This window comes from Streptomyces sp. Rer75, from assembly GCF_013414305.1.
GTDB lineage: Bacteria > Actinomycetota > Actinomycetes > Streptomycetales > Streptomycetaceae > Streptomyces > Streptomyces himastatinicus.
In genome coordinates, this window is the sequence record NZ_CP058693.1 from 3,320,007 (window position 1) to 3,334,422 (window position 14,416).

13 protein-coding genes are annotated in these 14,416 nt (G+C 71.0%); 12 read left to right on the forward strand and 1 reads right to left on the reverse strand.

The window, feature by feature from the left end:
* Positions 1 to 176 precede the first annotated feature (176 nt).
* From HYQ63_RS14150 to nirD, 8 genes are all read left to right on the forward strand, one after another.
* Positions 177 to 1,640: an ATP-binding protein gene (locus tag HYQ63_RS14150; RefSeq protein WP_373689081.1), complete on the forward strand. Its 1,464-nt coding sequence runs from the start codon at positions 177 to 179 to the stop codon at positions 1,638 to 1,640.
* On the forward strand, positions 1,640 to 2,083 hold the full coding sequence (locus HYQ63_RS14155; protein WP_179934151.1) for a roadblock/LC7 domain-containing protein: 444 nt from the start codon (positions 1,640 to 1,642) through the stop codon (positions 2,081 to 2,083). The genes HYQ63_RS14150 and HYQ63_RS14155 overlap by 1 nt, the downstream gene beginning before the upstream one ends.
* The gene (locus tag HYQ63_RS14160) at positions 2,080 to 2,439 is read left to right on the forward strand and encodes a DUF742 domain-containing protein (protein ID WP_123099754.1); all 360 of its coding nucleotides are present in this window, start codon (positions 2,080 to 2,082) and stop codon (positions 2,437 to 2,439) included. The genes HYQ63_RS14155 and HYQ63_RS14160 overlap by 4 nt, the downstream gene beginning before the upstream one ends.
* Positions 2,423 to 3,160, forward strand: a complete 738-nt coding sequence (locus HYQ63_RS14165; protein WP_257231842.1) for an ATP/GTP-binding protein — start codon at positions 2,423 to 2,425, stop codon at positions 3,158 to 3,160. Before HYQ63_RS14160 ends, HYQ63_RS14165 begins: the two co-directional genes overlap by 17 nt.
* On the forward strand, positions 3,157 to 4,485 hold the full coding sequence (locus tag HYQ63_RS14170; protein ID WP_179934152.1) for a cytochrome P450: 1,329 nt from the start codon (positions 3,157 to 3,159) through the stop codon (positions 4,483 to 4,485). The genes HYQ63_RS14165 and HYQ63_RS14170 overlap by 4 nt, the downstream gene beginning before the upstream one ends.
* On the forward strand, positions 4,482 to 5,744 hold the full coding sequence (locus HYQ63_RS14175; RefSeq protein ID WP_179934153.1) for a cytochrome P450: 1,263 nt from the start codon (positions 4,482 to 4,484) through the stop codon (positions 5,742 to 5,744). Before HYQ63_RS14170 ends, HYQ63_RS14175 begins: the two co-directional genes overlap by 4 nt.
* Positions 5,745 to 5,842: 98 nt before the next feature.
* Complete coding sequence (gene nirB, locus HYQ63_RS14180) at positions 5,843 to 8,464, forward strand: nitrite reductase large subunit NirB (protein WP_179934154.1); 2,622 nt, start codon at positions 5,843 to 5,845, stop codon at positions 8,462 to 8,464.
* Complete coding sequence (gene nirD, locus HYQ63_RS14185; RefSeq protein ID WP_123099758.1) at positions 8,461 to 8,826, forward strand: nitrite reductase small subunit NirD; 366 nt, start codon at positions 8,461 to 8,463, stop codon at positions 8,824 to 8,826. Before nirB ends, nirD begins: the two co-directional genes overlap by 4 nt.
* Positions 8,827 to 8,831: 5 nt before the next feature.
* On the opposite strand, the gene HYQ63_RS14190 is transcribed toward nirD, so the two are convergent.
* On the reverse strand, positions 8,832 to 9,893 hold the full coding sequence (locus HYQ63_RS14190; protein WP_179934155.1) for an endo-1,4-beta-xylanase: 1,062 nt from the start codon (positions 9,891 to 9,893) through the stop codon (positions 8,832 to 8,834).
* Between the two features lie 121 nt (positions 9,894 to 10,014).
* On the opposite strand from HYQ63_RS14190, the gene HYQ63_RS14195 reads away from it, so the two are divergent.
* From HYQ63_RS14195 to HYQ63_RS14210, 4 genes are all read left to right on the forward strand, one after another.
* A complete protein-coding gene (locus tag HYQ63_RS14195) occupies positions 10,015 to 11,067 on the forward strand; it encodes a LacI family DNA-binding transcriptional regulator (protein ID WP_179934156.1) in 1,053 nt (350 codons plus the stop codon).
* A gap of 168 nt (positions 11,068 to 11,235) precedes the next feature.
* A complete protein-coding gene (locus tag HYQ63_RS14200; protein WP_179934157.1) occupies positions 11,236 to 12,546 on the forward strand; it encodes an ABC transporter substrate-binding protein in 1,311 nt (436 codons plus the stop codon).
* Positions 12,546 to 13,466 carry a carbohydrate ABC transporter permease gene (locus tag HYQ63_RS14205; protein WP_179934158.1) on the forward strand — a complete coding sequence of 307 codons (921 nt, stop codon included), beginning with the start codon at positions 12,546 to 12,548 and terminating at the stop codon, positions 13,464 to 13,466. The genes HYQ63_RS14200 and HYQ63_RS14205 overlap by 1 nt, the downstream gene beginning before the upstream one ends.
* Positions 13,467 to 13,522: 56 nt before the next feature.
* The gene (locus tag HYQ63_RS14210) at positions 13,523 to 14,371 is read left to right on the forward strand and encodes a carbohydrate ABC transporter permease (RefSeq protein ID WP_179934159.1); all 849 of its coding nucleotides are present in this window, start codon (positions 13,523 to 13,525) and stop codon (positions 14,369 to 14,371) included.
* Positions 14,372 to 14,416 lie beyond the last annotated feature (45 nt).

Genomic DNA, 14,416 nt, shown 5'->3' on the forward strand with positions numbered 1-14,416 from the left:
TCCGGCGGGCGGGCCGCCCGGCGGGTCCGGGTTCGGCTGCGTTTACCGCATGTTTGGGCCGCTGTGAAGGCGTGATCCGTCACGGGTGAGAGTTTGGCAACTACCAGACGCAACTGATCAGTTGATGAGTAGTATCTGCCCGGTTCATGGCCGTGTCCCGGATGGAGGTGTCAAAGGTGCTGTCGGGGACGGTGGCCGTCATCGTGGCCTTGTCCGTCGTTCTGGCGCTGGTGTTGCTCCTGGGGCTGCTGTGGGCCTCCAGACTGCGCACCGCAGTCAGCCGGGCCCGGGCGGCGGTGGAGCGGGAACGGGCCGTCGCCGATCAGGAACGCGCGACCGCCGAGCGGGAACGGACGCGCGCCGCCGAGCGCGCCGAGGAGATCGCCCGGCTGGCGGCCGTACGGGAGGAGCTGGACGAGGCGGCCCGCCGCGAGCGGATGCTGCGCGACTCCGTACAGGCGTCGTTCGAGTCCGTGGCCCGGAACATGCACGCCATGTCGACCGTCCAGCAGCAGGTGCTCGACGGCCTGGAGCAGCATGTGGCCGACGCGCGGCTGATGGCCGAGGTGATGAAGGCCGACCACGCCGCCGCCCAGATGACCCGCAAGGCGCAGACGCTGCTGGTGATGTGCGGGATCTGGCCCGCGCGGCGGGAGACCCGGCCGGTGACGCTCTTCGACTGCGTGCGCGGCGCCCAGTCGCGGATCGTGGAGTTCGGGCGGGTGGAGGTGCACGGCGGGCAGACGCTGTACGCGGTGGCACCGGCCGTCGAAGGGCTGATGCACGCGGTCGCCGAACTGCTGGAGAACGCCACGGTGTTCTCCCCCTCCCGCACCCAGGTGGCCGTCTCCGTCCGGGAGGTGGCGGCGGGCGCGGTCATCGAGATCGACGACGCGGGGCTCGGAATGCCGCCGGACGCCCTCGAACAGGCCACCGGGCAGCTGCGCGAGGGTCTGGATCTGGCCCAACTGGGAGCGGTCCCACGACTGGGGCTCGCCTGTGTGGGGCGCTGGTCGCGCGAGCTGGGCTTCGGCGTCGAGCTGTCCACCGCCTCGGCGTACGGCGGGACCCGGGTCGTGGTCTTCGTACCGCACCGGCTGCTGACCGAGCCGCAGGACGGCGCCCCGGAGGCGGACGCCGAGCCGGTGGTCATCGACCCGGGGCCGGTGACCGCGGAGCCCGCCGACGCGGGCCCGGCCGCCGACGGGGACCCGGCCACGTCCGGGGGCACCCCCGCCCCGGCGGGCGGCGGCCTTCCGCAGCGCCGCAACCGGCGGCGTACGACCCCGCGGACGGACCCCCGTACGGCCGCCCCGGCCACCGACGCCCCGGGCGGCAATGCCCCGGGCGGCTCTCCGGGCGGCCATGCCCCGCGTACGGACGCCACCGGGCCCGGCGGGACCGCACCCGGGGACACCGCACCCGGGGACACCTCCGCGGATGCCTCCCCCTGGACCCCCGAGGCCGCCCGGGCCTCCATCGCCAGCGTGGTGTCCGGCACCCGCCGCGGGCGGGCCGAGGCCACGGAGGCCGCGGCCGGATCCGGGGGCCATGACCGGGGGCGGGTTCCGGAGCACGACCGGGGCCGGGACCGGGAAGACCACGAGGATCGAGAAGAGGACCGAGAAGGAGGCCGGTAGTGGCCGGAACCATATCCAGGCTGCCCGACGTTGGATGGATGCTGCGTCCCTTGACCCAGATTCCGGGGGTGCGGCACGCCGTCGTCGTCTCGGAGGACGGTCTGCGCATGGGACACGGCTCCGCCGAGGGACTGACGGGAGAGGTCCCCGAACTGGGCGTCGCCGAGGCCGAGTCGCTGGCCGCGGCCTGCGCGGCGCTGACGGTGACCAGCCAGTCCACGGTGTCGCTGCTGTTCGGCGAGGAGGCGGGGGTGAGACAGCTGATGATCGAATCGGACGGCGGGTTCGTGCTGTTCACCTCGGCCGGGCAGGGTGCCTCGCTGGGGGTGGCCACCGGCACGGAGGCGGATGTCGGCCTGGTGGCCCAGCAGATGCAAGTGCTGGTGGCGAGAATCGGCGCCCATCTGAGCAGTCGGCCACGGGAGCAGATCAACACGCCATGACCGAGCCCGGCGAGGAACGCACCACGGCCGCGGTGCGCCCATACGTGATCACACGGGGGCGCGCGGGTTCCTCACGGGATGCTCTGCCGCTGGAGACGCTGGTGAAGTCCTCCGGAAGCGCGCTGCCCCCGGCCCTCCAGCCCGAGTACCGGCGGATCGTCCGCTGCTGTCAGGGGCTGCTGTCGGTGGCGGAGGTCGCCGCTCACCTCGGCCAGCCACCCGCCGTGGTGCAGGTGCTGCTCGCCGATCTCATCGACTGGGGGCACATCGTGGCGCGCCCGCCCATCCGGGTGGCCGAGCGCGCCGATATGGACTTGCTGAGGAAGGTGCTCGATGGGCTTGAAAGCAAGCTCTGAGATCTCGATGCCCGACACGGGCCGCACGGACGGCGCGAACGGCGTCGACGGCGCGAAAGGCGTCGACGGCACGGACGGCGTGGACGACGACATGGATGACACCCACGGCATGAACGGCACGGACAGCGCGGACGACATGGACGACACGACGGTCATGTACGTGCAGCCCAGCGTGTCCGGCGCGGCGAAGATCCTGGTCGTCGGGCCGATGGGGGTCGGCAAGACCACGCTGATCGGCACGGTGTCGGAGATCAAGCCGCTGTCCACCGAGGCGACCATGAGCCGGGCGGGCGCCCGGCTGGACACGCCGGTGCGGCCGACGAAGTCCACCACCACCGTGGCGCTGGACTTCGGGCGGATCACGCTGGGCGGCGAGTTGGTCCTGTACCTCTTCGGCACCCCCGGCCAGCAGCGTTTCCTCCCCGCGTGGAAGGACCTGGCGCGCGGCGCCCTGGGCGCGCTCGCGCTGGTCGACACCCGCGACCTGGAGGCGTCGTTCGACGCCATCGGCCACCTGGAGGACCTGGACGTACCGTTCTCGGTGGCCGTCAACTCCTTCCCTGACAGCGTGCTGCACAGTGAGGACGATCTGCGCTCGGCGCTCGATCTGCTCCCCCACACCCCGCTGGTCATCTGTGACGCGCGCGAGCACAAGTCGTCGGTCAAGGCGCTGATCTCGCTGGTGAGCCATCTCATCGAGACCGTCACGGAGACGGCGTGACGGCGGCGCGCGCCACCGGTTCCGCCGGGACGGCGACGGAGCGGGTGCCGCTGCACGGGACGGCACTGGACGGGCCGCTGACCGAGCTGTACGAACGGATGCGCCGCGACCACGGCAATGTGGTGCCGGTCGAGATCGCGCCCGGGATCGAGGCGTGGCTCGTCATCGGCCACCGCGAGCTGCTCCATCTCACCCGCGACGAGCAGTACTTCTCGCACGATCCGCGCCGCTGGACCCCGCTGCGCGACGGCCGGGTACCGGCCGATTCGCCGCTGATGCCGCTGGTGGGCTGGCGGCCCGCGCTGCTGTTCGCGGACGGCGCGCAGCACCGCCGGATGCGCTCGGCGGTGGCCGACGCGCTGGGCCGGGTGAACGGGCACGAGCTGATCCGTACGGTGCGGGCCACCGCGGAGCGGCTGGTCGCCGGGTTCGCCGATCAGCACCGGGCCGATCTGGTGGCGCAGTACGCGCGCGTCCTGCCGCTCCAGGTGGTCACCGAGCTGCTGGGTCTTGACGAGGAGAGCGGGCCGCGGCTGGTCGACGCGATCTCCACCATCGTCGCCCCCACCGTGGCCGCCACCGGCGCCAACAAGCGGATGGGCCGCATCCTGCTGGAGCTGGTCGCCTGGAAGAAGCAGCGGCCCGGCGCGGACCTCACCTCGTGGCTGCTGGAGCACCCGGTCGGGCTGAGCGACGAGGAGGTGCTGCACAACCTGGTGGTGATCATCGTCGCGGGGAACCAGACCACCGTGAACTGGATCGCCTCCACCACGCAGATCCTGCTCACCGATCCCGCGTTCCGCTCCTCCCTGGCCCGTGGCCATCTCACCGTGGACGACGCGCTCGACCTGGTGCTGTGGCGCCAGCCGCCGACGCAGAACTTCCCCGGCCGCTACGCCACCCGCGATCTGCGCCTCGGCGGGCAGGACATCCGCGCCGGGGACATGCTGATCCTGGGGCTGGCCGGGGCGAACGCCGATCCGGAGGTGCTGCCGGAGGACGGCCGCCCGGTGGTCGGCAACCGCTCGCACCTCGCGTTCGGCGCGGGCCCGCACACCTGCCCGGCGCAGGATCCGGCCCGGCTGATCACCCGTACCGCCGTGGACACGCTCCGCCACCGGCTGCCCGATCTGGAGATCGCGGTGCCGGAGGAGCAGCTTCCGTGGATCACCTCGCCCTGGTCCAAGGGGCTGGCCGGGCTGCCCGTGCGGTTCTCCGCGCCGCAGCTCGCCGCCGACGCCCCGGCCCCGCCACCGCTTCACCAGTGGCCCACCGCGTCCCATGCGTCCGACGCGCCCGACACGCCTCCAGGAGACCGCAGATGACCGACGGCCGCTGCCCCGCCCCGCACGACGGCCCCGTACCGCACGACGGCCCCGCGCCGCACCGGCTGGACCCCGACGACCAGCACGCGGTCAACGACCGGTTACGCGCACGCGGGGCCGCGGTCCCGGTCCTGCTGCCCGGTGACGTACCGGCGTACGCCGTCACCCGGCACGAGGAGCTGAAGGGCTTCCTCACCCACCCCGACGTGGCCAAGAACGCCTGCCACTTCGCCGCCCTCCGGAACGGGGAGCTTCCGCCGGGCTGGCCGATGCTCACCTTCGCCACCGTGCGGGGCATGACCACCGCCGACGGCGACGACCACAAGCGGCTGCGGTCGCTGGTGACGCGCGCGTTCACCCCGCGCCGCATGGAGGCGCTGCGTCCGGTCGTGCACGAGCTGACCGGCACGCTGCTGGACCGGCTGGGCGAGGCGGCCGCCGCGGACCCGGACGGGGTGGCGGATCTGCGCCGCCACTTCGCGCTGCCGCTGCCGATGAGCGTGATCTCCCAGCTCCTGGGCGTCGACGAGGCGTACCAGGACCGGCTGCACGAGCTGTCCAACGAGATCGTCTCCACCGGCACCGCCCCCGAGCGGGTCCCGGAGGCCAACCGCGAGATGGTGGCGATCCTCGGCCAGGTGGCCGCGGCCCGGATGAAGGACCCGGGCGACGACCTGACCAGCGCGCTCATCGCGACGCGCGCGGAGGACGGGGACCGGCTCAGCGAGGAGGAGCTGATCGGCACCCTGATGCTGACGATCATCGCGGGCCACGAGACCACGCTCAACCTGATCACCAACGCGGTGCGGGCGCTGTGCAACCACCGCGATCAGCTGGAGCTGGTCCGCTCCGGGGCCGCGACCTGGGACGACGTGGTCGAGGAGACGCTGCGGTACGACAGCCCGGTCAGCTACTTCCCGTTCCGCTACCCCACCAGGGACCTGCCCGTCGGCGACGCGGTGATCCCGGAGGGTGCGCCCGTGCTGGTCTCGTACACCTCCGCCGGGCGCGACGAGCGGGCGTACGGACCGGACGCGGACCGCTTCGTCGTGACCCGGGCGGCGCGCCATCTGTCCTTCGGCCACGGCGCACACTTCTGTCTGGGCGCCCCGCTGGCCCGGATGGAGGCCGTGATCGCGCTGGAGGGGCTCTTCACCCGCTTCCCCGGCCTCGACCTCGCCGTTCCGGACGATCAGCTCGTGCCGCACCGGAGCTTCGTCGGCAACAGCCCGCAGAAGCTGCCGATCACCCTGGGGTAGGGGCTCACAGTCACCGGGGCGGCGCGCTGAGGGCAGCGTTGCGTCCGGGAAACGATGGTGATGCGGTCGGGAAACAGCACTCCCGCACGCTTCCTGGCATGACGTTGAGCGCACCGAAGACCGAGACTGCCCCCACGATCGTGCTCGTCGGGCACGGGATGGTCGGCCAGCGCTTCCTGGAGGCCCTGGCCGACCGGGGCGTGACCACCCGCGCCCGGGTCGTGGTGCTGTGCGAGGAGCCCCGGCCCGCATACGACCGGGTGCAGCTGACCTCGTACTTCTCCGGCCGGACCCCGGACGATCTGTCCATGGTCGAAGACGGCTTCATGGAGCGGCACGGCATCGAGCTGCACCTGGGCGACCCGGCCGAGACCATCGACCGGGAGGCGCGCACGGTCACCGCGCGCTCTGGGCTCACCGTCACGTACGACACGCTCGTGCTGGCCACCGGCTCGTACCCGTTCGTCCCGCCGGTGCCCGGCAAGGACAGCGAGGGCTGCTTCGTCTACCGCACGGTCGAGGACCTGCTGGCGATCGAGGAGTACGCCAAGGACCGGGCGACCGGCACCGTGGTCGGCGGCGGGCTGCTCGGCCTGGAGGCGGCGGGCGCGCTGAAGGGGCTCGGGCTGACCACGCACATCGTGGAGTTCAACGACCGGCTGATGGCGCTCCAGGTGGACCAGGGCGGCGGCGCCGCGCTGCGCCGCACCGTCGAGGACATGGGGCTGATCGTGCACACCGGCGTCGGCGGCAAGGAGATCACCGCCGACTCCAAGGGCGCGGTGACCGCCATGGCGCTCTCGGACGGCTCGTCCATCGACACCGACCTGGTGATCTTCTCGGCCGGGGTGCGCCCCCGCGACCAGCTGGCCCGGGACTGCGGCCTGGACGTCGGCGAGCGCGGCGGCATCACGGTCGACGAGCGGTGCCGCACCAGCGATCCGGCGGTGTACGCGATCGGCGAATGCGCGCTGACCGCCGACGGGCGGGTGTACGGGCTGGTCGCGCCCGGGTACGAGATGGCGCAGACCGTCGCCGACGACCTCGCCGCGGTTGCTTGCGAGGGCTTCACCGGCGCCGACACCTCCACCAAGCTCAAGCTGCTCGGCGTGGACGTGGCGTCCTTCGGCGACGCCCACGGCACCGCCGACGGCTGTCTCGACGTCGTCTACTCCGACTCCCGCGCCGGCGTCTACAAGAAGCTGGTGATCGGCGCGGACGGCGAACTGCTCGGCGGGGTGCTGGTCGGCGACGCCGACTCGTACGGCATGCTGCGGCCGCTGACCGGTTCCGTGCCGCCCGTCGCGCCCGAGCAGCTGGTGCTGCCCGCGGGGCTGGGCGCGCCCACCGCGCTCGGCCCGTCCGCGCTGCCCGACGAGGCGGTCATATGCAGCTGCCACAACGTCACCAAGGGCTCCATCCGCTCGGCGGTCACCGATCACGAGTGCACCACCGTGCCCGAGGTGAAGAAGTGCACCAAGGCGGGCACCGGCTGCGGCAGCTGCGTCAAGACGCTCACCACGCTCGTCAACGACGAGCTGGAGGCCAGCGGGATCAGCGTCGACAAGGGGCTGTGCGGCTGCTTCGCGTACACCCGCGCCGAGCTGTACGAGATCGTCCGCACCCTGCGCATCACCACCTACGCGCAGCTGCTGGACAGCCACGGCCGCGAGGAGGCGCGCAGCGGCGACGGCTGCGAGGTGTGCAAGCCGGCCGTCGGCTCGATCATCGCCTCGCTCGCCCCGACGCTGGGCGCCAGCGGCTACGTCCTGGACGGCGAACAGGCCGCCCTCCAGGACACCAACGACCACTTCCTGGCCAACCTCCAGCGCAACGGGTCGTATTCGATCGTGCCCCGCATCCCCGGCGGCGAGATCACCCCCGAGAAGCTGATCGTGATCGGCGAGATCGCCCGGGACTTCGGCCTCTACACGAAGATCACCGGCGGTCAGCGGATCGACCTGTTCGGCGCCCGGGTGGACCAGCTCCCGGTGATCTGGTCCAAGCTGGTGGACGCCGGGTTCGAGTCCGGCCACGCGTACGGCAAGGCGCTGCGCACCGTGAAGTCCTGCGTGGGCCAGACCTGGTGCCGCTACGGCGTCCAGGACTCGGTGCGCATGGCCATCGACCTGGAGCTGCGCTACCGGGGCCTGCGCTCCCCGCACAAGCTGAAGTCGGCCGTCTCCGGCTGCGCCCGCGAATGCGCCGAGGCGCGCGGCAAGGACTTCGGCATCATCGCCACCTCCAACGGCTGGAACCTGTACGTCGGCGGCAACGGCGGTGCCGAGCCGCGCCACGCCGACCTGCTCGCCCAGGACCTGAACGACGAGGAGCTGATCCGGCTCATCGACCGCTTCCTGATGTTCTACATCCGCACCGCGGACCGGCTGGAGCGCACCTCGGCCTGGCTGGAGCGGATCGAGGGCGGCCTGGACCACGTACGGGACGTGGTGGTCCACGACTCGCTGGGGCTGTGCGCCGAGCTGGAGGCGCTGATGGCCGACCACGTGGCGGGCTACCGCGACGAATGGGCCGAGACCATCAACGACCCCGAGCGGCTGCGGCGCTTCGTCTCCTTCGTCAACGCGCCCGAATCGCCCGACCCGACGGTCGCCTTCGTCCCCGAGCGCGACCAGGTCAAGCCGGACCTGACGCTGCTGTCCGGCCCCACCATCCCCGTCCGTACCGCACGCACTCTCGAAGGGACTTCGAGCCGATGACCATGGCGCCCGAGCGGATCGACCTCCGCGTGGAACTCCTCATCGACCAGCGGTGGTTCGCGATCTGCGACCTCACCGACCTCATCCCGGGCCGCGGCGTGGCCGCCCTGCTGCCGGACGGTACGCAGGTGGCGGTCTTCCTGGACCGGGCGGGCCGCCCGTACGCGATCGACAACCGCGATCCCTTCACCGGCGCGTACGTCCTCTCCCGAGGGCTGCTGGGCTCGGCGGACGGACGGCCGTTCGTGGCCTCGCCGCTGCTCAAGCAGCGCTTCGACCTGGAGACGGGGCGGTGCCTGGACGATGAGACGGTCACCGTCCAGGCGTACGCCACGCGCACGGAGGAGGCTGTGGCCGCCTAGGACGCCTACGACCCGGCGAGCCCGTCACGGAAGGCGTTGTAGGCGGGCTTCGGCTGGTAGTTGGTGTCGTACAGATTGGCCGCCCCCTGGCCCGGGAAGGTGCCCGGCACCCAGGAGTCCCGGTCGCCGAACCCCCACACCGTGATGCCGGTGCAGCGGGCGATCGCCAGACAGGTCCGGGCCACCGCCTTGTAGTCGCTTGCCTGCTGCTGGAGCTTGGTGGCGTCCGCGGGGGTGGCCATCCGGATGTCCAGCTCGCTGATCACGACCTCCACGCCGAGGTCGGCGAAGCGCTGGAGGTTGGACTTCATCGTCGACGGGACCTGGCCCACGATCAGGTGGCTCTGGAAGCCGACGCCGTCGATCGGCACGCCCTGCGACTTCAGCGACTTGACCAGGTTGTACAGGCCGTTGCTCTTCGCGTTCGTGCCCTCGGTGTTGTAGTCGTTGATGAACAGCTTGGCGCTCGGGTCGGCGGCGCGCGCGGCCCGGAAGGCGTCGGCGATGTACGACTGTCCGAGCTGGCTGTAGAACTTGGACGCGCGCAGGGTGCCGTTCTCGTTGAACGCCTCGTTGACCACGTCCCAGCGCTGGACCTTGCCCTTGTAGCGGGCGACCTGGGTGGTGACGTGGCCGGTCATGATGGAGCGCAGCTCGGCGTTGGAGAACGAGCCGTTGGCCAGCCAGTTCGGCATCTGGCTGTGCCAGACCAGGGTGTGCCCGTACACCTTCTGACGGTTGGCCTGGGCGAACGAGACGAGACGGTCGGCGGCGGCCCAGTTGAACTGGCCCCGGTTCGGCTCGACCGAACCCCACTTCATGGCGTTCTCGGCGGTCACGCTGGAGAACTCGCTCTTGGCGATGTTCGCGTAGGTGCCGTCGCCGAGCCGGCCGTCGTTGACGGCGGTGCCGACGAAGCGGCCGGTGCGGTCGGCGACTTCGCGCAGCGTGGGGTTGGCGGCGTCGGCCGCCTGGGTCGGGGCGGCGAGGGTGACGGCGAGTGCCGCCGCCGAGGCCACCAAGGCGGCGGCGCGGGCTCTGCGTAAGCTCAGGAGCTGGAGCTTCATGGGAGTGTCCCTCTCTTCTCTTCACGTCTGATCCGGTTTTCCGGAAGACTTCTGCAAGGTTCCGAGGGTGCGACCGGAAAGTTAGAGGCGGGCGCGATGCCCGTCAACGGAGGAGGCGGAAATGGCTACGGAGAGCGCGGGCGCCGACGGCGGCACCAAGCCGAAGGTGACGATCACCGCCATCGCCCAGGAGGCCGGCGTGTCCGTGCCCACGGTCTCGCGGGTCGTCAACGGACGGTCGGACGTCTCCCCCGAGACCCGGGCCCGGGTCGAGGACCTGCTACGCCTCCACGGCTACCGCCGCCGCCAGGCCGCCCCCGGCGACCGCGCCGCCCTCGTCGACCTGGTCTTCAACGACCTCGACAGCCCCTGGGCCGTGGAGATCATCCGCGGTGTGGAGGAGGTCGCGCACCAGGACGGGATCGGTACGGTCGTCTCCGCCATCCACGGGCGGGCGGGCTCGGCCCGGCAGTGGATGAAGAACCTGCGGGCCCGCGCCTCGGACGGGGTCATCCTGGTGACGTCCGTCCTGGAGCCGGTGGTCCACGCCGAGTTGCGGCGGCTGAACGTCCCCATCGTGGTCGTCGACCCGGCGGGTTCCCCCGCCCTCGACGCCCCCGCGGCGCCCACGGTCGGCGCCACCAACTGGGCCGGGGGCCTGGCCGCCACCGAACACCTGCTGGGCCTGGGGCACCGCCGTATCGGTTTCATCGCGGGCCCGCCCCGGCTGCTGTGCAGCCGGGCGCGGCTGGACGGACACCGGGCCGCCCTGGAGGCGGCGGGTGTTCCGTTCGATCAAGCTCTCGTCGCACAGGGGGACTTCTACCACGAATCCGGCTTCCACGGCTGCGACCAGCTCATGGCCTCCCCCACCCCGCCGACCGCCGTCTTCGCCTCCAGCGACCAGATGGCCCTGGGCGCGATCGAGGCCCTGCGGAGGCGGGGGCTGCGGGTGCCGGAGGATGTGAGCGTGGTCGGCTTCGACGACCTCCCCGAGGTCAGCTGGTCCGCCCCGCCCCTGACGACGGTGCGTCAACCCCTGGCCGACATGGGCAAGGTGGCGGCCCGCACGGTGCTGCGGCAGGCGCGCGGCGAGGAGATCGACTCCCCCCGCGTGGAACTCGCGACCCAGCTGATGGTCCGAGCCAGCACCGCGCCACCAACCGGGGCTTGATCCCCACCCCGCCCCTCCCCGACCCCGGGGCTCCGCCCCGGACCCCGGTCCTCAAGCGCCGGACGGGCTGGATTTTCCATGTCCGAGGTATTGACACCGCATCAGGCCCCCCATACCGTCCACGCAACCGCTTCCGAGAATTATCGGGCTACTTCCGGAAGGCACGTGATGCGCATACCTCGGTCAAGGTCATCCCTCCGTGCGACGGGCCTCGCGGCGGCAGCCGCGCTCGTGGTGGGGGGAACGCTCAGCGGCTGCGGAAGCAGTGGGCCCGGAGGGTCGGGCGAGGGGAACATCAGCGTCTGGGTCTACCAGGACCCCTCGACCAAGGTGCAGCGCCAGGTCGTCGAGCGGTTCAACAAGACCTCGAAGATCAAGGTCAAGCTCACCCAGGTGCCCGGCGACGGCTACTCGGACAAGCTGCGCACCTCCATGGGCACGCCCAACGCCCCAGACGTGTTCTTCAACTGGGGCGGCGGCAGCATCAGCGAGTTCGTGAAGAAGGACATGCTGCTCGACCTCGGGCCCGCGATGAAGAAGGACCCGTCGCTGAAGCAGGGGTTCATCCCCTCGATCCTCGACGCGGGCGGCATCGAGGGGAAGCACTACGGCATCCCGATGCGCGGAATGCAGCCGGTGATCCTCTTCTACAACAAGGACGTGTTCGAGAAGGCGGGCGCCCAGCCCCCGAAGTCCTGGAACGACATCATCAAGCTCATCGGCACGTTCAAGAGCGAGGGCGTCACCCCCTTCGTCGTGGCCGGTACCGACCCGTGGACCGAGCTGATGTGGGTGGAGTACCTGGTGGACCGCTTCGGCGGGGCCGGGGTCTTCAAGAAGATCCAGAGCGAGGGCAAGGACGCCTGGGGCGACCCGGCGGTGCTGAAGACGGCGCGGACCATCAAGGACCTGGTGGACCGCGGCGCGTTCGGCAAGAACTACAAGTCGGTCAACTACACGGCGGACGGCGCGTCCACGTACTTCGCCAAGGGCAAGGCCGCGATGCATCTGATGGGCAGCTGGGAGTACGCGAACCAGAAGGCCAATCAGCCCGCGTTCGCCAAGTCGGGCCTCGGCTGGACGACCTTCCCGGCCGTCCCCGGCGGCACGGGTGACCCCAAGAACGTGGTCGGCAACCCGACCAACTACTGGTCGATCAGCGGAAAGCTGAAGGGCAAGAAGCAGCAGGCGGCGATCGACTTCGTGAAGTTCGCGGCCAAGCAGGACTACGCCAAGGCGCTGATCGCCAACGGCGACGTCCCCACGACCTCGGACGCGTCCTCGCTGCTGAACGGGCACGAGAACCCCACGTACGCGAAGTTCCAGTACGACATGGTGCGGGAGGCCCCGGACTTCACGCTCTCCTGGGACCAGGCGCTGCCCGCCAAGTACACCCCGCCCCTGCACACCAACGTCCAGAAGCTGTTCAACGGCCAGCTGAGCCCGACGGCGTTCGTCGACGCCATGAAGGGCATGTGATGGCGGATACCGCCACGCGGCACAAGAGCGCCACGCGGCACAAGAGCGTCGGGCGGCCGAGCGCCGCCTGGGCCCTGCCCGGCGCCCTGTTCTTCGTCTTCTTCGCCGTCGCCCCCATGATCCTCGTCGTCGCGCTGGCCTTCACCGACTGGGACGGCATCGGCACCCCGCAGTGGACCGGCCTCAGCAACTGGACCCGGCTGTGGGACGACCCCGACACCCATCAGGCCATCCGGCTCAGCCTCGTCCTGACCGTGCTGACCTGGCTGGTGCAGACCCCGCTGGCGCTGCTGCTCGGGGTCTGGGCGGCGGGGCACCAGCGCAACCGGGCCGTGCTGTCGGCGATCTTCTTCCTGCCGCTGCTGGGGTCGTCCGTGGCGCTCGCGCTGGTGTGGAAGTCACTGCTGGACCCGAACTTCGGGCTGATCGCCGACATCGGCCCGGCCCTCGGGTTCGAGGACGGCGATCTGCTGGGCAGCTCCACGGGCGCGTTCGGCGCGGTCCTCTTCGTCACCGCGTGGCAGTTCATCCCGCTGCACACGCTGATCTACCAGGGCGGCGCCCGGGCCGTTCCGCGTTCGCTCTACGACGCGGCGGCGATCGACGGCGCCGGCACCGTACGCCAGTTCTTCTCGATCACCCTGCCGCAGCTGCGGAACACGATCGTCACCTCGTCGGTGATCATGGTGGTGGGCGCGCTGACCTTCTTCGACACGGTCCTGATCCTCACCAAGGGCGGCCCCGGCACCGACACCCAGATCCTGCCGTATCTGATGTACAGCAACGGCTTCAAGGCGTTCGACCTCGGCTACGCGAGCGCCGCCGCGACCATCCTGGTGGTCGTCGCCACCACCGTCTCCCTGCTGCTGGTACGGCTCACCGGCTTCACCGCGATGCGCAGCACCCGGGAGGGGATGTGACCGACCTCCTGCACGGCCGCCCCCGAGACGGCGTCCATACGCCGAAAAGGACCCCGGTGGCGTCACGCCCCCGCCAGCGCCGCCGGGGTCTGTCCCGCCGCAACTATCCCGCCGGGCTCGGCTCCCTCATCTGGCTGGGCATCGTCGGACTGCCGCTGTACGTGCTGGTCGCGGCCACCTTCCAGACCCGCGACGGCTACATCGACGACGGCCCGCTGGCCCTGCCCGACCACCCCACCCTGGCCAACTACCGGCGGGTGCTCACCTCCGGCTTCCTCCACTACCTCCTCAACACCGCGCTGGTCACGGCCGTCTGCGCGGCGCTCGTGATCGTGCTGTCGGTGACCGTCGGCTACAGCGTCGTCCGCACCCGCAGCCGCACCTCCCGACGGATCTTCCAGATCTTCCTGCTCGGGCTCGCGATCCCCTCCCAAGCGGTGATCATCCCGATCTACCTGGTCATCACCAAGCTGCATCTGTACGACACCCTCCTCGCCGTCATCCTGCCGACGGCCGCGTTCTCCCTCCCGGTCAGCGTGCTGATCCTGGTGGGCACGATGCGCGACATCGACGAGGAGATGTACGAGTCGATGGCGCTGGACGGCGCGAGCCCGACCCGGGTGCTGCTCCAGCTGGTCGTACCGCTGTCCCGGTCCGGGATCTCCACGGTCGGGGTGATGTCCGCGCTGCACGCCTGGAACGGGTTCCTCTTCCCGCTGATCCTCACCCAGTCCAAGAGCAACCGGCTGCTGACGCTGGGCCTGTACGACTACGTCGGCGAGTTCCGGGTGGACACCCCGGCGCTGCTCACCGCGGTCGTGCTGTCCATCCTCCCGATCTTCCTCGTGTATCTGTTCGCGCGGCGCCAGCTGATCAACGGTCTGATGGGTGTGGGCGGCAAATAATTCCGCACACCAGCCGCCCCGGTACGCCGCTCACCACAAGGAGCT